Source organism: Hymenobacter sp. IS2118 (assembly GCF_000715495.1).
Taxonomy (GTDB): domain Bacteria; phylum Bacteroidota; class Bacteroidia; order Cytophagales; family Hymenobacteraceae; genus Hymenobacter.
This window is the reverse complement of record NZ_JNLX01000165.1, coordinates 46,487-66,857: the sequence shown is the minus strand read 5'-3', so window position 1 is coordinate 66,857 and position 20,371 is coordinate 46,487. Positions and strand designations below refer to the sequence as shown.

The 20,371-nt window shown below is 59.0% G+C and carries 15 protein-coding genes and 1 pseudogene; 14 read left to right on the top strand and 2 right to left on the bottom strand.

All coding sequences use genetic code 11. From position 1 onward, the window contains the following. Positions 1 to 114 precede the first annotated feature (114 nt). From pnp to GM79_RS17195, 7 genes are all read left to right on the top strand, one after another. Positions 115 to 2,286, top strand: a complete 2,172-nt coding sequence (gene pnp / locus GM79_RS17225) for a polyribonucleotide nucleotidyltransferase (protein ID WP_035566354.1) — start codon at positions 115 to 117, stop codon at positions 2,284 to 2,286. Between the two features lie 123 nt (positions 2,287 to 2,409). Continuing rightward, complete coding sequence (locus tag GM79_RS17220) at positions 2,410 to 3,273, top strand: RNA polymerase sigma factor RpoD/SigA (RefSeq protein ID WP_035566352.1); 864 nt, start codon at positions 2,410 to 2,412, stop codon at positions 3,271 to 3,273. Positions 3,274 to 3,418: 145 nt separating this feature from the next. Continuing rightward, the gene (gene trxB / locus GM79_RS17215) at positions 3,419 to 4,354 is read left to right on the top strand and encodes a thioredoxin-disulfide reductase (RefSeq protein ID WP_035566350.1); all 936 of its coding nucleotides are present in this window, start codon (positions 3,419 to 3,421) and stop codon (positions 4,352 to 4,354) included. 124 nt (positions 4,355 to 4,478) lie between these two features. Next, positions 4,479 to 5,633, top strand: coding sequence for a M23 family metallopeptidase (locus GM79_RS26350; RefSeq protein ID WP_316930132.1), 1,155 nt, complete (start codon positions 4,479 to 4,481; stop codon positions 5,631 to 5,633). Positions 5,634 to 5,766: 133 nt separating this feature from the next. Further along, entirely contained in the window at positions 5,767 to 6,486 is a 720-nt protein-coding gene (gene bshB1 / locus GM79_RS17205; RefSeq protein WP_035566349.1) for a bacillithiol biosynthesis deacetylase BshB1, read from the top strand. Between the two features lie 99 nt (positions 6,487 to 6,585). After that, entirely contained in the window at positions 6,586 to 7,026 is a 441-nt protein-coding gene (locus GM79_RS17200) for an antitoxin Xre/MbcA/ParS toxin-binding domain-containing protein (protein ID WP_081867841.1), read from the top strand. 8 nt (positions 7,027 to 7,034) lie between these two features. Then, a complete protein-coding gene (locus GM79_RS17195; protein ID WP_035566342.1) occupies positions 7,035 to 7,493 on the top strand; it encodes an RES family NAD+ phosphorylase in 459 nt (152 codons plus the stop codon). 209 nt (positions 7,494 to 7,702) lie between these two features. Here the strand turns inward: GM79_RS17195 and accC are convergent, their stop codons facing one another. After that, the gene (gene accC, locus GM79_RS17190; protein WP_035566339.1) at positions 7,703 to 9,214 is read right to left on the bottom strand and encodes an acetyl-CoA carboxylase biotin carboxylase subunit; all 1,512 of its coding nucleotides are present in this window, start codon (positions 9,212 to 9,214) and stop codon (positions 7,703 to 7,705) included. A 279-nt stretch (positions 9,215 to 9,493) separates the two neighbouring features. On the opposite strand from accC, the gene GM79_RS17185 reads away from it, so the two are divergent. Continuing rightward, the gene (locus GM79_RS17185) at positions 9,494 to 10,741 is read left to right on the top strand and encodes an aminotransferase class I/II-fold pyridoxal phosphate-dependent enzyme (protein WP_035566337.1); all 1,248 of its coding nucleotides are present in this window, start codon (positions 9,494 to 9,496) and stop codon (positions 10,739 to 10,741) included. A 252-nt stretch (positions 10,742 to 10,993) separates the two neighbouring features. Next, a pseudogene (locus GM79_RS17180) lies at positions 10,994 to 11,164 on the top strand (histone H1); the annotation flags it as partial. Between the two features lie 284 nt (positions 11,165 to 11,448). Here GM79_RS17180 and tyrS read toward each other — a convergent pair. Continuing rightward, complete coding sequence (gene tyrS, locus GM79_RS17175) at positions 11,449 to 12,768, bottom strand: tyrosine--tRNA ligase (RefSeq protein WP_035566452.1); 1,320 nt, start codon at positions 12,766 to 12,768, stop codon at positions 11,449 to 11,451. Positions 12,769 to 12,920: 152 nt separating this feature from the next. On the opposite strand from tyrS, the gene holA reads away from it, so the two are divergent. The 5 genes from holA to GM79_RS17150 all read left to right on the top strand — a co-directional run bounded on the left by holA (position 12,921) and on the right by GM79_RS17150 (position 20,343). After that, complete coding sequence (gene holA, locus GM79_RS17170; protein ID WP_035566334.1) at positions 12,921 to 13,979, top strand: DNA polymerase III subunit delta; 1,059 nt, start codon at positions 12,921 to 12,923, stop codon at positions 13,977 to 13,979. A gap of 23 nt (positions 13,980 to 14,002) precedes the next feature. Then, positions 14,003 to 14,401 carry an immunity 22 family protein gene (locus GM79_RS17165; RefSeq protein ID WP_051719003.1) on the top strand — a complete coding sequence of 133 codons (399 nt, stop codon included), beginning with the start codon at positions 14,003 to 14,005 and terminating at the stop codon, positions 14,399 to 14,401. Between the two features lie 2 nt (positions 14,402 to 14,403). After that, positions 14,404 to 15,138 carry an ATP-grasp domain-containing protein gene (locus GM79_RS17160; protein WP_035566331.1) on the top strand — a complete coding sequence of 245 codons (735 nt, stop codon included), beginning with the start codon at positions 14,404 to 14,406 and terminating at the stop codon, positions 15,136 to 15,138. A gap of 228 nt (positions 15,139 to 15,366) precedes the next feature. After that, positions 15,367 to 18,510: a tetratricopeptide repeat protein gene (locus tag GM79_RS17155; protein ID WP_035566448.1), complete on the top strand. Its 3,144-nt coding sequence runs from the start codon at positions 15,367 to 15,369 to the stop codon at positions 18,508 to 18,510. Positions 18,511 to 18,585: 75 nt separating this feature from the next. Beyond that, on the top strand, positions 18,586 to 20,343 hold the full coding sequence (locus GM79_RS17150; RefSeq protein WP_051719002.1) for a TonB-dependent receptor: 1,758 nt from the start codon (positions 18,586 to 18,588) through the stop codon (positions 20,341 to 20,343). The last annotated feature ends 28 nt before the right edge of the window (positions 20,344 to 20,371 follow it).

Below are 20,371 nucleotides of genomic sequence, written 5' to 3'. Positions count from 1 at the left end.
CCGGAAAGCTGTTTATCGTGTTGCATTGTTGTGTTTACCAGAGTAGCGAGAGCCGTGCGCGGCGCTCGTTTTTGGCTGCTCGCCCGCTGTCGCTTATCCAAGCAAATCCCGCTGATGTCCCAACCCCACGCCATTACTAAAACCCTGGCGCTGCCCGACGGCCGCGTCATCTCCATCGAAACCGGCAAGCTGGCCAAATTCGCCGACGGTGCCGTCGTGGTTCGTCTCGGCGATACCATGCTGCTCGCCACGGTGGTTTCGGCCCCGAGCCAGCGCGAAGGCGTTGATTTTCTGCCGCTGTCGGTTGATTATCAGGAGAAATTCGGCTCGGCCGGCAAAATCCCCGGCTCGTTTCAGCGCCGCGAAGGCCGCCTGAGCGACCACGAAATCCTGGTCTGCCGCCTCGTCGACCGCATCCTGCGGCCGATGTTCCCCAAAGACTACCACTATGAGGTGCAGGTAATGATTACCCTCATCTCGGCCGATAAAGAAGTACAGCCCGATGCACTGGCCGCCCTGGCCGCTTCGGCTGCGCTGTCGATTTCCGACATTCCGTTTGCTGGCCCGATTTCCGAAGTGCGCGTGGCGCGCATCGACGGCCAGTTCCATATCAACCCTAAAACTTCCGACCTGGCCCGCGCCGACATGGACCTCATGATAGGCGCTACTGCCGACTCTGTGGCCATGGTGGAAGGTGCGATGAAGGAAGTGAGCGAAGAGGAAATGGTAGCGGCCATTGCCTTCGGTCACGAAGCCATCAAGGCCCAGTGCCAGTTGCAAAAGGACCTGGCCGAGGCCGTGGGCCGCACGGCCGATTCACCTACGCGCGAGTACCCCAAGTACGAGGAAAACGAGGAACTGAAAAAGACCATTCTGGACGCTGTTTACCAGGGTGCTTACGACGTGGCCCGCAGCGGCAACACCAGCAAAGGTGGCCGCAAGGAAGGCTTTGGCAAGGTGAAAAAAGCCGTGCTGGAGCAATTACTGGCCGTAGATGCGGAACTGAACATGAAGATGTTCAGCCGCTATTATGGCTCAGCTGAAAAGAAAGCTATTCGCGACATGATGGTGAAGGAGCGGGTGCGTCTCGACGGCCGTCAGCTCACCGAAATTCGCCCCATCTGGTCGGAAATCAACTATTTGCCCGGTGCGCACGGCTCGGCCATTTTCACCCGTGGCGAAACCCAAAGCCTGACCACGGCCACGCTCGGCACCAAGCTCGATGAGCAGATTGTGGACCAGCCGCTGACCAAGGGTTACTCGAAGTTCATGTTGCACTACAACTTCCCCGGTTTCTCGACCGGCGAAGTGAAGCCCAACCGGGGCGCTGGCCGCCGCGAAATCGGCCACGGCAACCTGGCCCTGCGCTCGCTAAAGCAGGTGCTGCCCTCGGAGGACGAAAACCCTTACACCATCCGCATCGTGTCGGACATCCTGGAGTCGAACGGTTCCAGCTCGATGGCCACGGTTTGCGCCGGCTCGCTGGCGCTGATGGATGCTGGTGTGAAAATCACGGGTGCCGTTTCGGGCATTGCCATGGGCTTGGTTCAGGATAAGGAAACCGGCGAATATGCCGTGCTGAGCGACATTCTTGGCGACGAGGACCACCTCGGTGACATGGACTTCAAAGTGACCGGCACCGAGAAAGGCATTTGCGCCTGCCAGATGGATATCAAAATCCAGGGCCTGAGTAATGAGATTCTGACCGCCGCGCTGCACCAGGCCCGTGCCGGCCGCCTGCACATTCTCGCCGAAATGGCGAAGACCATTGCCGCGCCAGCAGCTGAGCTGAAAGCTCACACGCCACGCTCGCACAAAATGCTGATTGATAAAGAGTTTATTGGCGCCATCATCGGGCCAGGCGGCAAGGTTATCCAGCAAATCCAGAAGGATACCAACGCTACGGTGATTATCGAGGAGAAGGACGAGAAGGGCCACGTAAGCATTTACGCGGCTAACCAAGACGACATGCAAGGCGCCATCGACCGGATTCGGGCCATCGCGGCGCAGCCGGAAGTGGGCGAGGTGTACAAAGGCAAAGTGCGCAGCATTCAGCCCTACGGCGCTTTTGTGGAGATTATGCCCGGCAAAGACGGACTACTGCACATTTCGGAAGTGACGCACGAGCGGATTCAGACGCTGGAAGGCTTGTTGGAAGTGGGCCAGGATATTGACGTGAAACTGGTGGAAATCGATAAGAAAACCGGTAAATACCGCTTGTCGCGTAAGGTGTTGCTGCCCAAGCCGGAAACGGCCGCAGCCAGCAACGGCGAAGCTCAGGCGTAGTTGCACGGACGGTCCCGAACTAATGTCGGAGGAAGCCTGTTGGCTACCTCTGACTTAGGGGCCTGTCCGGACGGCTTTTTCTTACGTATAACCCCATCAGATATTGTTCTTACCTAGTCCCCAATGAGACAGCTAAAAATTAGTAAGCAGATTACCAACCGCGAAAGCCAGTCGCTGGATAAATACCTCCAGGAGATTGGCAAGGTTGATTTGCTCACGCCCGACGAGGAGGTTACGCTTGCGCAGCGCATCCGCGACGGAGACCAGCAGGCGCTGGAAAAATTGACGAAAGCCAACCTGCGTTTCGTAGTGTCGGTTGCAAAACAGTATCAGAACCAAGGGCTTAGCCTGGGTGACCTCATTAATGAAGGCAACCTCGGTCTTATCAAAGCGGCTAAGCGTTTCGATGAAACCCGCGGCTTTAAATTCATCTCGTACGCTGTTTGGTGGATTCGCCAGTCGATTCTGCAGGCCCTGGCCGAGCAGAGCCGTATCGTACGGTTGCCCCTGAACCGGGTGGGTTCGCTGAACAAAATCAGCAAGTCCTTCTCGGAACTGGAGCAGAAATTCGAGCGCGAGCCTTCGCCGGAGGAAATCGCCGAAGTGCTGGAATTGACTACCTCGGAAGTGGTGGACACCCTGAAAATCTCGGGCCGCCATGTATCGGTAGATGCTCCCTTCGTACAGGGTGAGGAAAACCGTCTTCTCGACGTACTTGAAAACGAGGACGAAGAGTCGCCGGATATGGCGCTGATGAACGACTCGCTTCGCAAGGAAGTGCAGCGCGCCCTGAGCACGCTCACCAAGCGTGAGGCTGATGTTATCACGCTCTATTTCGGGCTCAATGGTGAGGCTGCTCTGACCCTGGAGGAAATTGGCGAGAAGTTCAATCTGACCCGCGAGCGGGTGCGTCAGATTAAGGAGAAGGCGATTCGTCGTTTGCGGCACACGTCGCGCTCGAAGGCGCTGAAGCCTTATCTGGGCTAACTTTTAGTTAGATTTGTTATTGAAAGACCCCGACTGTAAGGTTGGGGTTTTTTGTAGCACCTGAGCGGGAGGCTTTGGCTTGCCGTGAGACTTTTATTTAAAAATCAGCTTTAATACGGAAAGCGAAGGCTGACCGCACAACGCAATGTCTGAACACATCAAATGCCTGATTATCGGCTCCGGGCCGGCTGGTTACACTGCTGCTATCTACGCTGCCCGCGCCAACATGATGCCCGTTATGTACATGGGCTTGCAGCCTGGTGGCCAGCTCACAATTACGAATGACGTGGAGAATTTTCCGGGGTACGCTGATGGCGTGATGGGCCCGGAGATGATGGAAGACCTGAAAAAACAGGCCACCCGCTTCGGTACCGACATTCGCTTCGGTATTGCCACGGCCGTGGACTTTTCGGTGCACCCACGCAAAATTACCATCGACGAAAGCCTGGAGCTGACGGCCGATACCGTAATTATTGCCACTGGCGCTTCAGCCAAGTGGCTGGGGATTCCGTCGGAAGCGCGGCTGAATGGTTCGGGCGTGTCGGCCTGCGCGGTGTGCGACGGGTTCTTCTACCGCGGGCAGGAAGTAGCCATTGTGGGCGCCGGCGATACTGCTGCTGAGGAAGCTACGTATCTGGCCAATCTGTGCAGCAAGGTGACCATGATTGTGCGCAAAAGCGAGATGAAAGCCTCGAAAATTATGCAAAAGCGTGTGCTCGACAACCCTAAGATTGAGGTGCTGTTCGATACTGTGACGGATGAGATTTTGGGTGAGCACGCCGTGGAGGGCGTGCGTGTGAAAAATACACTGACGCAGGAAACCCGCGAAATCAAGCTTACCGGTTTCTTTGTGGCCATCGGGCACGAGCCGAATTCCAAGATTTTTCAGTCCTACCTGCACCACGACGAGCAGGGCTACCTGAAGACCATTCCCGGCACGAGCAAGACCAACATCGACGGTATTTTTGCCTGCGGCGACGTGCAGGACTACACTTACCGGCAGGCCGTGACGGCCGCTGGCACCGGCTGCATGGCTGCTTTGGACGCGGAACGTTATTTAGCAGCGCTGGGCGCACACTAAAAACCGCGCATTGACGTGTTAGAAAAGGCGAGCTCTGGAGCTCGTCTTTTCTGACCACTTGTTTTAAAAAGAACGGCACGAGGCGTGGGCTGATTATTCCCATTGCCCTCGGCCTTTTCCCTGTTTGCTTTTGACCTATCTGAAAATAAGTTACTGGCGTCCGGCGCTGCTGCTGTTGGCGCTCCTGGTGCTGCTGGCGGGACTGAACCCGGCGTACGCGCAGCGTCGCAAAGCGCCACGCACCAAAGCCCAGGCCGGCAACGCCACCGGCAATGCCGACTTTTTCCGCATCAAAACGCCAAGAATGCGTTACGTGCGCCCTGATACCACAACGGTTATCGAAACCGAGGAATTAGCTGATGACGATTCTGACGCAGCAAAATCAATCTTCTTCAATCCCGCCAAAAAGCTGAGCATTGTAAGCGAAGACACTTCCCGGCTCAATTTGGGCGGGCAGGAAATCGTGGAAATGTCGGAGGAAGTACTGATTGATTCCTCCTGGGTGAAGGTGGCGGGCTACTATTCCATCTGGGACACGCGCACCGTAAATCCCTACCGCGTGGATGGCCGCACCTACCGCGACTCCCTGCAACTGAAGCTCACCGACCCTTCGCGCGAGCGTTTTGCCAGCATGCCTCTGGTGAAGACCCCTATTACTTCCGGGTTTGCTTTCCGGGGCTATCGCTGGCATTATGGCATGGACCTCGACCTCAACACCGGGGACTCGGTAAAAACCGTTTTTGATGGCGTGGTTCGTATCAACGCCTGGGACGGGGGCGGGTACGGTAATTACATACTGGTGCGCCATTACAACGGCCTGGAAACCATATACGGCCACATGAGCAAGGCGCTGGTGCCGGTGGGTACCTTCGTGAAGGCGGGCCAGCTTATTGGCTACGGCGGCAGTACGGGGCGGAGCACGGGCTCGCACCTGCACTTTGAAGTGCGCTACCAAGGCAACCCCATCAACCCGGCATTGGTGTATGATTTTCCGGACTACAAGTTGCGGAAGGATAATTTCACCATTACCTCGGAGCTGTTCAACTACTACAACCGGTCGTTGCAAACCCGAAGCCGGAGTAGCAGCAGCCGTAGTAGCAGCGGCCGAACCAGCAGCAGCCGGCCTGCCAAGGCCCGGCAGACCGTTACCTACAAGGTGCGCTCGGGCGATACCCTTTCGGAAATTGCCGAGCGCCACGGCGTGGGCCTGAGCACGCTGAAGAGGTTGAACCCCGGCATCAAAACGTTGCAGCCTGGTCGCACGGTTCGCATCAAGTAGTATCACTGATTTTCGCTGATTGGAATGATTACCCTGTTTCGTACCGTAATCCCAGTAGCTCCGTAAATCCTGACAACGGCTTCGATGCCATACTAATAATCAGTGTAATCATTTCAATCAGCGAAAATCAGTGATGAAGCTTGATATCCTGGCCCTTGGGGCGCATCCCGACGACGTGGAGATGTCGTGCTCCGGTACGTTGGCCGTGGCCGCCGCCGCGGGAAAAAAAATCGGAGTTGTGGACTTCACGCGCGGCGAGCTGGGCACTCGGGGCACGGCCGCGACCCGGGCGGAGGAAGCTGCTGCCGCCAGCGTGATTTTGGGTTTGAGCGCCCGCGAGAACCTGGGCCTGCCCGATGGATTTTTTCGTAATGAGCGTGAGCACCAGCTACCCCTCATTGCCGCAATCCGTCGCTACCAGCCCGAGGTGGTGCTGTGCAACGCCATTCGCGACCGCCACCCCGACCACGGGCGCGGCGCTCAGTTGGCGGCTGATGCCTGTTTTTTAGCAGGTTTGCGCATGATTGAAACCCTGGGCGACGATGGCCAGCCGCAAGTACCCTGGCGCCCCCGCAACGTGTACCACTACATTCAGGACCGCGCCATTGTGCCGGCTTTCGTGGTGGATATATCGGCGCATTGGGAAACCAAGTGGGCGTCCATTCAGGCGTATAAAACGCAGTTTTTCAACCCCGACCTCGATGGGCCGAGTACCTATTTATCGAGCCAGGAATTTTCAAAGTTTATGGAAGCCCGGGCCCGCGAGTTCGGCCACATGATAGGAGTGGAGTTTGGCGAAGGCTTTACCACGCACCGGCCGATAGGGGTTAAGGACGTAATGGAGCTTATCTAAGCGCCAGCTGTTTAGGGGGGAAGCGGGAACGGATAGGAAATTTTTCTCGTATCTACGGAAAAACTTCCTATCTTTCGGAACTCACCTTTGCCTGCGCTCATGACTGCTGCTGCTGCTCCCTCTGCTCTTTACACGCCAGCCCTGCTTGGGCTGCAAGCTACCGTAGCCGATTCCTTCGCACTGGTAATGCACGCGCGAACCGGCGTGCTGGCTAAAACGGCTTTCGACGTGGCCGCGCTGCTGCAGTTGAGTGCCGACGAGTTGGCCGATTTGCTGCACACCACCACCAAAACCCTGCGTTCTTACCGGCTGGACAAAAAGCGTCTGGCACCGGCTGCTAGCGAGCAAGTGCTCAAGTTGCTGGCCTTGGCTAGTCAGGGCGAAGAAGTGTTTGGCTCGGTGTCCGCATTCCGGCGCTGGCTCGACAAACCCGCCTACGGCCTCGACAACCAACCACCGCTGGCCTTGCTGGAAACCAGCGGCGGCATCGATTTGGTGGCCGATGAAGTCGACCGCATCGCCCACGGCGATTTCGCATAGGGCCGCGCGTGGAAATTTACCGCATCTGCCTGGCCAAGTATGCTGGCGAGCTGGTGGCCTCCGGCAACCCCGGCCGCTGGAACCTGCGCGGCCAGCTGGTTATTTACGCCGCCGGCAGCCGCGCCCTGGCCTGCCTCGAAAACGTGGTGCACCGCAGCGGCGAAGGGCTCAACAGTCTCTTCAAAGTCATCCGCATCGACGTACCAGAAACGCTTGCAATAGCGGACTTACCGCTGGACCAAATGCCTGCCGATTGGCAATTGCCGCGCCACTACGCCCGCTGCCAGCCCTTGGGCGCCACTTGGTACCAGCGCCAGGAGGCCGCCATCTTGCGGGTGCCATCATCCATCATTGCCCACGAGCACAACTACGTCCTCAACACCCTGCACCCGGATTTCGGGCAGATTCGCATCGTGGGCTGGGAGGAATTTGCGTTTGACCCGCGGATTAAGGAAGCAAACGGATAGTTGCCAGTGCCTACGCCGCTGTTGGAGTTCGCCAACTTGGGGCTATGAGCAGTAGGGTAAAAGCAATCATATTGCGTTTGGTCATGCCGAGCGCAGCCGAGGCCTACCGCTTGCTGCGTTGGACGGTACGAGCGAGAGGCCTCGGCTGCGCTCGGCATGACGGTTTGAAAACTGCGATTATTTGTGCCCGTGTGCTTAAAACATGCTTCTTACCGCACACCCAGCCGGTTGCGCCGCCAGCCCGAAACCTCCGCGCCACCAGTTTCGCCAGTGGCAGGAGCTACTTTGGGTTTCTTCTCGCTAAGCAGCAACGCGCCCAGCGCGGCGGCTATTTTAGCCGTTGCCTCGTCCGGCGGGGTGGGCGCGAGGGTGGTGGCCGTGAAATGGTCGCGGATGAAGTTGGTATCGAAGTCGCCGCTCACGAAGGCAGGGTGCGTTAGTACGTAGGTGCCGAAAGGCAGCGTGGTTTCGATGCCGGTGATTTTATACTCCTCGATGGCACGCAGCATGCGGGCAATGGCCTCGGCGCGGTCGGCCCCGAAGGTGACCAGCTTGGCAATCATAGGGTCATAATAAATCGGGATTTCCATGCCTTGCTCAAAGCCGTCGTCTACGCGCACGCCGGGGCCCTGGGGGCGCACGTAGGTGGTTAGGGTTCCGATGTCGGGCAGGAAGTTGTTTTGGGGGTCTTCGGCGTACACGCGCAGCTCCAGGGCGTGGCCGGTGATGGTGAGGTCGGCCTGTGCGAAGGCGAGGGGCTCGCCCTGAGCCACTTTAATTTGCTCCTTCACCAAATCGAGCCCCGTGATTTGCTCGGTTACGGGATGTTCTACCTGGAGGCGGGTGTTCATCTCCAGGAAGTAGAAGTTGTGCTGGTCGTCGAGCAAAAACTCTACGGTGCCGGCGCCGGTGTAGTCGCAGGCGCGGGCCACGTCCACGGCGCACTGGCCCATTTGGGCGCGCAGCTCAGGCGTGAGTACCGACGAAGGCGCTTCTTCAATTACTTTCTGGTGCCGGCGCTGGATGCTGCACTCGCGCTCGAACAGGTGCACGATGTGGCCGTGCTCGTCGCCCAGCACCTGAATTTCGATGTGGCGTGGCCCGGTCACAAACTTCTCGATGAAAACGGCGCCGTTGCCAAAGGCTGATACCGCTTCGTTGATGGCAAGCTGCATCTGTTCCTCAAACTCCCCGGCATTGTTAACGATGCGCATGCCCTTGCCACCGCCGCCGGCTGAGGCCTTGATGAGAATGGGAAAGCCGACTTCCTCCGCAATCTGCTTGGCCACGGCCACGTCGGAAATGGCCTCGTCGGTGCCCGGCACCAGCGGGATGTTGTAGGCTTTCACCGCCTGCTTGGCCGAGAGTTTGTCGCCCATTATTTCCATGGCCTCCGGGCTGGGCCCCACGAAAATCAGGCCCGCCTCGCGTACGGCCCGGGCGAAGCCGGCGTTCTCGGAAAGGAAACCATAGCCGGGGTGAATAGCGTCGACGCCCAGCTCTTTACAAACCGCGAGAATCTTGTCGCCGCGCAGGTAGCTGTCTTTCGAGGCGGGCGGGCCCACGCACACGGCCTCGTCGGCGTAGCGCACGTGCAGGGCGTTGCGGTCGGCCTCGGAGTAGATGGCCACGGTGGCAATGCCCATTTCTTTGGCGGAGCGGAGAATACGCAATGCGATTTCGCCCCGGTTAGCGACGAGCAGCTTGGAGATTTTCTTCATAATTGAGCTCCAACAGGCAGTCAGAGAGCATTAGGCGGTGGGTGGGAAGCAGTAAGCGCGAACAGTTCTCCAACTAAAAGCGGGAGTCAAGGCGCAAAGAAAGTTGGAAACTCATGGTTATCCGTAAACATCAGGCGCAGAATGACGTTATTAAGCCCATATTATGTACAACGGCGGCCCTTGGCTACCTTTGTGATTGGGCTGACCATGCGCACAGTATGCGCGTTATGTGAAGCCGCTTAGCTGCTTTTACAACCATTCAATTTTCCCGTTTTTTCAGTGGATATTTTCGACCGGATTTCGGCCAACCGCGGCCCCCTTGGCTCGCAGTCGCATTATGCGCACGGTTATTTTGCTTTCCCCAAGCTGGAGGGCCAAATCCATCCCCGCATGCAGTTCCGCGGCAAAGAGGTGTTGACCTGGAGCCTGAACAATTACCTTGGCCTGGCCAACCACCCCGAAGTGCGGCAGGCCGACATCGACGGGGCCAGCGAGTACGGCATGGCTTACCCCATGGGCGCGCGCATCATGAGCGGCAACTCGACGCTGCACGAACAGCTGGAAAACGAGTTGGCCGACTTCGTGCAGAAGCCGGGGGCGCTGCTGCTTAACTTCGGCTACCAAGGCGTGGTGAGCATCATCGACGCGCTGGTGAGCCGCCACGACGTGATTGTGTACGATGCCGAGTCGCACGCCTGCATTATCGACGGCGTGCGCCTGCATCAGGGCAAACGCTTCGTGTTCCGGCACAACGATATGGAAAGCCTGGAGAAACAGCTCCACGCCGCCAAGCGCCTGACCGACGAAAACGGTGGCGGCATCCTCGTTATTACGGAGGGTATGTTCGGCATGTCGGGCAACCTCGGCAAGCTGCCGGAAATCATTAAGCTGAAGGAAAAATTCGATTTCCGCATATTCGTCGACGATGCTCATGGTTTTGGCACGCTGGGGCCCACCGGGGCCGGAACGGCCGAACATTTGGGCTGTGCCGAGGGCATAGACCTGATTTTTTACACCTTCGCCAAGAGCATGGCCAGCATCGGCGCATTCGTGGCCGGGCAGGAAAGCGTGATTGAATATTTGCGCTACAACATGCGCAGCCAGATTTTCGCCAAATCGCTGCCCATGCCATTAGTAATTGGTGCCCTAAAGCGTTTGGAGTTGATTCGCGCTCACCCCGAATACCGCGAAAAGCTCTGGACGATTGTTCGGGCGCTGCAAAGCGGGCTGAAGGAAAAAGGCTTCAACATTGGCACTACCGAGTCGCCGGTAACGCCGGTGCTGCTGAACGGCGAACTTTCCGAAGCAACGGCCCTAACCTTCGATTTGCGTGAGAATCACGGCATTTTCTGCTCCATCGTGGTGTATCCGGTGGTGCCCAAGGGCGTTATTATGCTGCGTTTGATTCCGACGGCCATGCATACGCTGGACGACGTGCAGGAAACGATTGTGGCCTTCGAAGCCATGGGTGCCAAGCTAGCAAAAGGGCTTTACAACAAAACGCCGGCGCCTTTTCAAACCGCTTAAATTCGCCGTAATGGCACTTTGCGCCGGCTTCCCGAAGGGGAGGCCGGCGTTTGTGTTTTGGGATTATCCCAAGAAGTGGTGTGGTCGACAACTTTGTGCAAATGGCCTTTTTTTTGACGAAATAGCCCCCTGATAGCAGGGGAAGGGCTTTTAGAAAAAAAACGGAAAACTTGCTTGCATTTGAAATCCCTGTATATTAGGGCCGGCTTAACACCACTACACTTTCATTTTTCACCCCCAACCCAACCCACAATGAACAATTTTGGCAAATTGAAGGACCTCGTGATGTCGCTCGAAGACGACTTTTCGAAATTCTACGACAAGCAAAACGCTGCTGCCGGCACTCGTGTGCGCAAAGGCATGCAGGAATTGAAGACGATGGCCCAGGCGTTCCGTACCGAAGTTCAGAACACCAAGAACGCCGGTGCTGATGCACCAGCCGCCAAAGCTGCTCCGGCCGCTAAAAAGGCTGCTCCTGCTGCCAAAAAAGCTGCTCCTGCCAAGAAGAAGTAAGGCCCGGCCACGGCTACGGACCTACCCTCGCGGTTTGGCCGGCGCTGTGGAAACCAGCCCAAAGAAAATGCCCCGCTGTGCTCAGCGGGGCATTTTCTTTGGGCTAGGAGTATGGAAGCTGTTTGGAATGCTGAAAAGCTGTCATCCTTCGCTGGGCTTAGGATGGCAAATGGCAAAAAAACCTCACTTGTAATTTACTCCAGCTCAATCAGGAAGTAGTTTTTCTTGCCTTTTTGCGCTACTAAGTATTTGCCAGCCAGCAAGGGGAGGGCTGCGACGGAGGATTCTGGCGAAGCTACCTTCTCGCGGTTGATGCTGACGCCGCCGGCTTGAATCATCTTTTTGGCTTCGCCTTTGGAAGAAAAGATTTTGTGCAGGGTGGCATCGCTGAGCAAGGTCACGGTGTTGAGGGTGGTAAATTCGGAGCGTAGCACGAGGATGTGCGGTACGCCTGCGAACACGTCGAGCAGTGTGGCTTCGTCCAGAGCTTGCAGGGCTGCGAGGTCGCCTTTGCCAAAGAGAACTTCGGAGGCGGCAATGGCGGCCTCGGCGGCTTCGGGGGAGTGCACGCGGGCCGTTACATCACGGGCCAGGGCTTTCTGGAGTATCCGTAGGTGCGGCGCCTGGGCGTGCTCAGCTTCCAGGGCGGCAATCTCGGCCTCGCTGAGGAGCGTGAACACCCGGATGAGGCGCGGCACATCGGCATCGGCGGCGTTGTAGAAAAATTGGTAGAACTGGTAGGGCGAGGTCAGGGCCGGGTCGAGCCAGACGGTGCCGGTTTCCGACTTGCCGTACTTGGTGCCGTCGGCTTTGGTGATGAGCTGGCCGGTGAGGGCGTAGGCTTTGGCGTCGCGGCCCTCGGCGCTGCTGATGCGGCGGATAAGCTCCGTGCCGGTCGTGATGTTGCCCCACTGGTCGCTGGCGCCCATTTGCAGGGTGCAGCCCAGGGTTTTGTTGAGGTGCACGAAGTCGTAGCCTTGCAGCAGCTGGTAGCTGAATTCGGTGTAGCTGATGCCGTCGGTGCCGCTGTCCTCGTTGCCGCTGATGCGGCGCTTCACCGAGTCCTTGGCCATCATGTAGTTCACAGTGAGGTGCTTACCAACTTCGCGCAGAAAGCCCAGGAAACCAATTTCCTTGAACCAGTCGTAGTTGTTGACCACCAGCGCGCCGGTGGGGCCTTGCGTGAAATCCAGAAACTTTTCGAGCTGCGCCCGGATGCCTTCCTGATTGCGGCGCAGCGTAACCTCATCGAGCAGGTTACGCTCGGCCGATTTGCCGCTGGGGTCGCCAATCATGCCGGTGGCGCCGCCTACCAGGGCCACGGGCCGATGGCCGGCCCGCTGCAAATGCACCAGCAGCATGATGGTGGCCAGGTTGCCGATGTGCAGCGAAGCGGCCGTGGGGTCGAAGCCGATGTAGCCGGTGATGGGCGCGTTGGCGGCCAGATGTTCGGCGGTGCCGGGCATGGCGTCGTGGTACATGCCGCGCCAGGTCAGTGCTTCAATGAGATTCAATGCGTGAATGGCTGAATGGGTGAATGGGTGAGTGTGAAAGTGGCTCACCCGCAAATGATGGCCCCAAAGGTACTAGGCGGCTTTACCTTTGTCAGCCCGAAAGAATGGCGCCTAAAAGCCATTCACCCATCCACCCTTCGCTCCTTCACGCATTGATACTCGAAGCCGACGCCCTCCTCAAGCAGCTCCAGCAGCGGCAGTTCCAGCCCGTGTATTTTTTGCAGGGCGAGGAGCCGTTCTACATCGATGCGGTAGCCGACCTGATTGAAAAAACCGTCCTGGCCGAGCACGAGCGCAGCTTCAACCAAGTGGTGCTCTATGGCAAAGACGTGGACGTGACCGGGATTCTGGGCCAGGCCAAGCGCTTTCCCATGATGGCTGAACGCTCGGTCGTCATCGTGAAGGAAGCCCAGAGCGTGGCCGATTTGGAGCAGGAGCGGAGCTGGCCTTTCCTCGAGGCCTACCTGAAAAACCCGCTGCCCAGCACCGTGCTGGTGTTTTGCTACAAGCACAAGACGCTGGACTCGCGCAAGAAGCTGGGCAAGCTGCTTGGCGGCAAAGACTCGCCGGCCGTGCTCATGACCAGCAAAAAACTCTACGACAACCAGGTGCCGCAGTGGCTCACGGCTAACGTGCGCCACCGCGGCCAGCAAATTACCGGGCAGGCTACCGCCATGCTGGCCGAGTACATCGGGGCCGACCTGGGCCGGCTGGCCAACGAAATTGACAAGCTGGTGCTGAACCTCAAGCCCGGCCAGCCCATCGATGAGGAGCTGGTGCAGCAGATGGTGGGCATCAGTAAGGACTACAATATTTTCGAGTTGCAAAAATCCCTTGTGCAGCGCGACGTGCTCAAGGCCAACCGTATTCTGGGCTATTTCGCGGCCAACCCCAAGGCCAACCCGCTCATCCCCAACCTCACGCTGCTGTTCAACTTCTTCAGCAAGCTGCTGGTGCTGCACCAGGCCGGCCCCAACCCTTCGGACGGGGAGTTTAAGAAGCTGGGCATCCTAAACAGCTTTGCCCAGAAGGAGTACCAGCAGGCCCTGCGGGTGTTCCCGCCCGAGCGGGTGGTGGGCCTCATCCACAACATCCGACGGGCCGACGCGCAGAGCAAGGGCATCGAAAGCGGCTCGATGGACGACGCTGAGATTCTGCGGGAACTGGTCTGGCTGATTCTGCACAACGTGCCGGCCGGCGTGCTGGGGTGATTTTCGTGCTTAAAATCTAAAAGATGGAAACCAGCTATAACGTAATGGATGCCATCCATGTGTGGATTGGCGTGAGCGAAAAGACTAGCGACGAGTTCTACCAGTACTTCGCCATCAACGAAACCGACCGCGACGCCGGCCTGGCGGCCAGTGAGTTCGACAAGGACCTGGGAACGGGGTGGTACGACGACGATTTAATCGGGGTCTATTACAACGAAAGCAGCCGGAGCCTGGCCGACGCCCTCGACGAGCTACCCCTGGCTTCCCAGGAAACTGAGCAACAGATAGCGAACCAGTGCCAGGCACTGAATATTAACGCGGCCAACGCTCTGTTTTACTACCAGGATTCCGGCCTGGCGGTAACAGATTCGAACAAGACCTACAACGGCCTCACCTACCTGGGGGCCTTCGACAACCGCTGATTATGCGTGCCCACACCCACTTCCACCACGGTATTCCGCAAAGCGTCAACAATTACCAGGCCCTCGACGGCTTTCAGCAGATGGGTTGGGAAATCGTGCCCTACACCGATGCCGAGCCGGTGCGCGACCACGCGCCCGATGAGGTAGTGGTGGGCCACATCGCGGCCGTGCGCGGCAGCCTGCGGGCGCTGGGCCTGCCCGTGCCGGCCGAGCTGGGCTACCCCGATTCGCTACGGCCGTTTCTGGGCCGGCGGCTGTGGCAAAGCACCATCAACGCCGTGGCGGCCGACGCCAGCCAGTGGCCGGTTTTCGTGAAGCCCGTGTACGATGCCAAAAAATTTACCGGCGTGCTGGTGCGCGGCGTGCGCGACCTCGTGGGCTGTGGCGACCAGCACCAGGACACGCCCGTGTGGTGCGCCGAGCCCATAAACCTGGTGGCCGAATGGCGCTGTTTCGTGCGCTACGGCCAGATTCTGGATGCCCGGCCCTACAAAGGCGACTGGCACGCCCACTTCGACCCGGCCGTGGCAGAAGCCGCGCTGGCCGCTTACCTGCCCGAGGCGCCCGCTGCTTTTTCGCTGGATATGGGCGTGACGGCGGCCGGCCAAACCGTGGTGGTGGAAGTGAACGACGGGCACTCGCTGGGCGCCTACGGCCTGATGCCAATAGCCTACGCCAAGTTTCTGAGCGCCCGCTGGGCCGAGATGACCGGCAGCGAGGACTACTGCGATTTTTAGCAGGCGGGTACTCCACCCGAAGCTGCGGTCGCAGGGTTTGCAGCGCCTGTCCGTGGCTGAATGCGGGCGGCCCAATCGGGCGGTGGGGAGTAGCCGAATGGCATTTAAGGGAAGGTGCGCCCGGCAATGAAACCGGCATTTCTGCGTTTTGTGGGCAACCTACGGGCTTTTGTTGCTACTTTTGGCTACTTCCCGGACCGCTTTCGGTCCCCCATGCAAGGATATTACATGAAGCTATTTCCCCGGCTGGCGTTGGCCGCGGCCCTGAGCGCGGCGGCGCCCGTGGCGGCTTTCGCCCAGCAAACCCAGGTTTTTGCCGCCGACGAGCGGTTCTTTCAAGAAGGGCTGGAGCTATTTGACCGCGGCCAATATGGCGCGGCACAGGAGGCTTTCCGGCACTACCTCGCCATTGAGCCAATACGCAGCAGCCAGGCCAGCCCCATTCCGGCCGACCGCACCGCCGATGCCGAGTACTACTACGCCGTGAGCGGCCTGTATTTGCTGCATCCCGACGCCGAGGGCCTCATTCTGGCTTTCGCCAACCGGCACCCGGCCCACCCGCGCTCGGCGGTAGCCTACTTCGAGCTGGGCAAGTTCTACTTCGACCAGAAGAACTACGAGTCCGCCATCCGCTACCTGCAAAAGGTGGCGCCCGATAACCTCAGCAACGAGCAGCGGGCCGAATCCGACTTCAAGCTGGCGTATAGCTATTTTGAGCAGAAGGAATATGACAAGTCCCGGTTGCTGTTCGACCGCAGCAAGCAAATGGCGGGTCCGTTCAAATACGCCAGCTCGTATTACGCGGGCTACCTGGCCTACCGGGCCGGCGACTTTGCCGCTGCCCGTACCGACCTGGGCGTGGCCGAGCAGAACGACGCCTACAAGCCGGTGGTACCGGCCATTGTGTCGCAGATTTACTACAAGGAAGGCAACTACGATGGGCTGATTAGCTACGCCTCCAAGGCCCTCAAGGACACGCCGCCGCCGCAGAACTCCGACGAAATCCAGCTGCTGCTCGGCGATGCGTACTACCAAAAGCAGCAGTACCAGGAAGCGGCCGAGGCTTTTGACAAGTTCGCGGCCATCCGCAAGGGCAAGATTGAGCCGGCGCTTCAGTACAAGATTGGTTTTGCCAATTACAAGATGGGCGACTACAAGGGCGCCATCGCCAACCTGAAAAACGTGGCCGTGCGCCGCGATTCGCTGGGCCAGAATGCTGCCTATCACCTGGGCCTGAGCTACGTGCAGGCCAACCAGAAGCCCCAGGCCGTTACGGCTTTCGAGGCGGCCCGGCAGGGTGATTTCGATAAAAAGATTGCCGAAAATGCCACCCTCAAGCTGGGCCAGGTGCAATACGAGCTGGGCAATTTGCCCGAGGTGATTGCCGTGCTGCGCGACTTCCGCAAGCGTTTTCCCCGCTCGGCCAGCCAACCCACAGTGGATGATTTGCTGAGCACCAGCTTCCTGGCCTCTACCGACTACGCGCAGGCCCTGGCCTACCTCGAAGGGCTCGACGACCGCAGCGACAAGCTGAACGCCACCTACCAGCGTGTGGCGTATTCGCAGGCGGCTTCGCTTTACAACAACAGCAACTACAGCGCCGCCCTGCCGCTGTTGGACAAGTCGCTGAAATACCCGGCCGATGACGCCCTGCGCGCGGCGGCCCAGGTACTGCGCGGCGAAATTTACAGCGTGGGCCAGCAGTACCCCGATGCCATCAGCGCGTACTCGGCTGCGGCCCGGGCGGCCCGGCAGGGCGGCGTGAGTGCCGAAGAGGTGGAATTTGAGCAAAAAGCCCGGTACGGCCTGGGCTACGCTTACTATAACACCAAGCAGTACGAGCGCGCGCGGCCGCAATTCCAGGCGTTTCTAAACGACAAATCGGCGAAACCCGACGACCCGGACTATTACGACGCCACGCTGCGCCTCGCCGATACCTATTACGTGGCCAAAAGCTACCCGCAGGCCCTGACCCTCTACGACCAGGTGATTCAGGCCAACGCCGCCGACAAGGACTACGCCTACTACCAAAAAGGGCGCACTCTGGGCGCCATGGGCCGCCGCGACGAAGCCACCACCACGCTGGCCTCGCTGCTCAAAACCAGCCCCAACTCGCGCTATGCCGAGGAGGCCGTGTTTCAGCAGGCGCAGCTTTCGTACGAGGCCGGCGAGTACCAGCCCGCCGCCAACGGTTTCTCCCGCCTGATTGACAACCGGCCCAACAGCCCGCTCGTGCCGCAGGCCCTGCAAAAGCGCGGCGTCTCCTTCGCCAACCTGCAACAGCACGAAAAAGCCGTGGCCGATTTCCAGCGCGTGCTGGGCGAATTTCCACGCAGCGAGGCTTCGTCGCAAGCGCTCTACAGCCTGCAGGAAAGCTTGTCGGCGTTGGGTCGCACCGAAGAGTTTGACGCGGCCCTGGCCTCATTCAAAACCCAAAACCCCGACAGCAAGGCCACGGAAAGCGTCGAATTTGAAGCGGCTAAGTCTTTGTATCTAGCTGAGAAATACCAGCCTGCTATCTTGCGCATCGAGTCTTACTTGAAGCAGTATCCCGAGTCGGCCCTCGGGCCCGACGCCCGGTTCTTCCTGGCTGATTCGTACTTGAAAACCGGCGACAAGCAGCAGGGGCTGACCCGTCTGCGCGCCGTGGTGGCCGAAGGAAAAAGCGAGTTCCTAAACCGCGCTGTGGGCCGCCTGGCCGACCTGGAGTTTGAGAACAAGAGCTACGCCGAGGCCGCCAAGCTATACGAGCGGTTGCGCGGCGCCAGTACCAACCGCCGCGAAGTAGCCAATGCCACCCTGGGCCAGGTGCGCAGCCTGTACGAGGCTGGCGACTACCCCGGCACCCGCCGCGTGGCCGAAGAGCTGCGCACGCAAGCCGGCGCCACGGCCAACGCCACCAATGCCGCGCTGCTGTACCTGGGCAAGGCCAGCTACCGCGCCGGCAACTTCGACCAAGCGGCGACCGAGCTGGCCGCCGCCGTCACTGCCGCCCCCAACGACGTGAACGGGGCCGAAGCGCAGTACTACCTGGCTGATACCTACTTCAAACAGAAGAAGAACGAGGAAGCTATTGCCGAAGCACTGAAAGTAAACGCCAATTTCAGCAGCTACACCTTGTGGCAGGGGCGCGCGTTTTTGCTGGTGGCCGATGCCTACGCTGCGCAGGGCGACAACTTCCAGGCGCGGGGCACGCTCAATTCCATCATCGACAATAAATTTCCGGTGGCGGAGGTGGTGGAAGGCGCTAAACAGCGCCTGAAAACGCTGGGTGCCGACCAGCCCGACGAGGCTAGCGAACCCGTCGCCCCCAAACCTGCCCCGGCTAAAACGCCCGCGAAAGTGCCGGCCAAAACCCCGGCCAAGGGCTAACTCACCGCGCCGCGTATTTTTTCATTGAATAATCAGTTGCTGATGAAGCGTTTGTTGATACCAAAGAATAAGCCAATGGCGCGTCCGGTAGCGGGGTGGGTGCTGGCATTGGCTTTGGCGGGGGGCTTTGGGCCTTCGGCCTCGGCCCAAACCACGCGGCCCAAAACCACGGGCAAGATTGAGGAGGCCGAAATTGAAATTGTGAAAGAGCGGGTAAACCAACTGCCCGAAGCCACCCGCAACTACTCGAAAATCAAGCTGCCCGCACCGCCCCCGGCCGAGCGCAAGGTGGCCTACACCTTCCCGGATTTCCGGCTGCCGGCCGACCGCTTGAATCCGTCGGTGAAGGTGCTCACCATCCGCAGCGAGGAGCTGACGCCGCTCACGGGTAACTTCATCAAAGCGGGTTTGGGCAATTACGGCACGTTTTACGGGCGGGGCTATTTCCACAGCACCCGCAATACCGACCACAGCTACGGCCTGGATATCAAGCACGTAAACTCGGTGAACGGACCCGTGGACGGCAAGAATTCCGGGGTTTCTGAGTCCAGCGCCCACCTGATGGGCGAGCTGTACCGGGGCACTGCCGCTTTTGGCGCAGCCCTCGACCTGGGCCGGGAGCGCTACAATTTCTACGGCTACGAAAAGGCCGCCAACCAGCCCGACCCGGTTGTCAGGCCCGAGGCCGGCGATATCAAGCAGGTATTCAACCGCTTTGGAGTGAAGGCTTACGCCCACAACCGCGACCCCGAGCAGGTGCTCACCTATGATGCGAGCCTCGGCTACCGGTACTGGGGCGACAGCTTCGACGCCAAGGAGCACAACGTGACGGTGAATGCCAAAGGCGGCTACGCGCTGAGCGAAACCAGTCGCGTGACCGTAACCGCGGACGCCTCGTTTATTTCCGAAAAGGACCTGGCGCCCGGCACCGCCAACCAGCCCGACCCGCAGCCGTTGATGACGCGCAGCCGCACGTTTGTGCAAGCCACCCCGGCCTACGAATTCATCAACAAGCGGCTCGCCTTTACCCTGGGCGCCACGTTGGGTTATTCCTCCGACACCACGACCAATGTGAGCCGGGGCGTGATTTACCCGGCCTTGCGGGTGGGCTACACCGTTGCGCCCGAGAAATTTATGCTGTACGCCGGCCTGGGCGGGGCCTTGCAGCGTGTGACGCGCTACGACCTGAGCACCGAAAACCCGTGGCTGAACCGGGGGCTGAACGTGGCTGACACTCACCGCGGCCCGACCATTTACGCGGGCTTTACCTCGACGCCGGTGCGGGGGCTGGAGCTGAATGCCCGCGCCACGTATGCCCGCGACCGCAACCTGTATTTCTACCTCAACAACGCCATCGACCCCACCAAATTCGACCTTGTGTATGACCAGAATGCCACGGGCGTACTGAATATCCACGGCGAGCTGCTGTATAATATGGCCGAAAAATTCCGCCTCGGCACGCGGCTGGACTACAATAAGTACGCCCTCAAAAACCTGGCTCAGCCGTTTCACCGGCCCGAATTCCAGGGCTCGGTCTTCGGAACGTACAATGTTTTTGATAAGCTGATGGTTGGCGTCGAAGGATATTTTTACTCGGCCAGCTATGGCATCAGCTACCAGCCCGGCGCCAACTTCGGTGACGTGCGCGTGCCCGACTTTTACCGCGCCACCGACCCGATTATCGATTTAAACCTGCGTGCTGATTACCGCATTACGCCAAAAATATCCATCTTTGTAATGGGTAATAACCTTGCCAATAGTCATTATCAGCGCTTTTACGGCTATCCCGTTAAAGGCGTGAACGTGCTGGGCGGCGCTACCTATACGTTCTAGGTTTCTGGTTACTAGTTGCTTGCCTTTC

Bases quoted from the DNA above. Each gene is read 5' to 3' on its own strand.
- GM79_RS17200 (WP_081867841.1), top strand. From the start codon at position 6,586: ATGACTGCTGCTGCTGCTCCCTCTGCTCTTTACACGCCAGCCCTGCTT.
- pnp (WP_035566354.1), top strand. From the start codon at position 115: ATGTCCCAACCCCACGCCATTACTAAAACCCTGGCGCTGCCCGACGGC.
- accC (WP_035566339.1), bottom strand. From the start codon at position 9,214: ATGAAGAAAATCTCCAAGCTGCTCGTCGCTAACCGGGGCGAAATCGCA.
- GM79_RS17150 (WP_051719002.1), top strand. From the start codon at position 18,586: ATGGCGCGTCCGGTAGCGGGGTGGGTGCTGGCATTGGCTTTGGCGGGG.
- GM79_RS17165 (WP_051719003.1), top strand. From the start codon at position 14,003: ATGGAAACCAGCTATAACGTAATGGATGCCATCCATGTGTGGATTGGC.
- GM79_RS17160 (WP_035566331.1), top strand. From the start codon at position 14,404: ATGCGTGCCCACACCCACTTCCACCACGGTATTCCGCAAAGCGTCAAC.
- GM79_RS17155 (WP_035566448.1), top strand. From the start codon at position 15,367: ATGAAGCTATTTCCCCGGCTGGCGTTGGCCGCGGCCCTGAGCGCGGCG.
- GM79_RS17220 (WP_035566352.1), top strand. From the start codon at position 2,410: ATGAGACAGCTAAAAATTAGTAAGCAGATTACCAACCGCGAAAGCCAG.
- bshB1 (WP_035566349.1), top strand. From the start codon at position 5,767: ATGAAGCTTGATATCCTGGCCCTTGGGGCGCATCCCGACGACGTGGAG.
- trxB (WP_035566350.1), top strand. From the start codon at position 3,419: ATGTCTGAACACATCAAATGCCTGATTATCGGCTCCGGGCCGGCTGGT.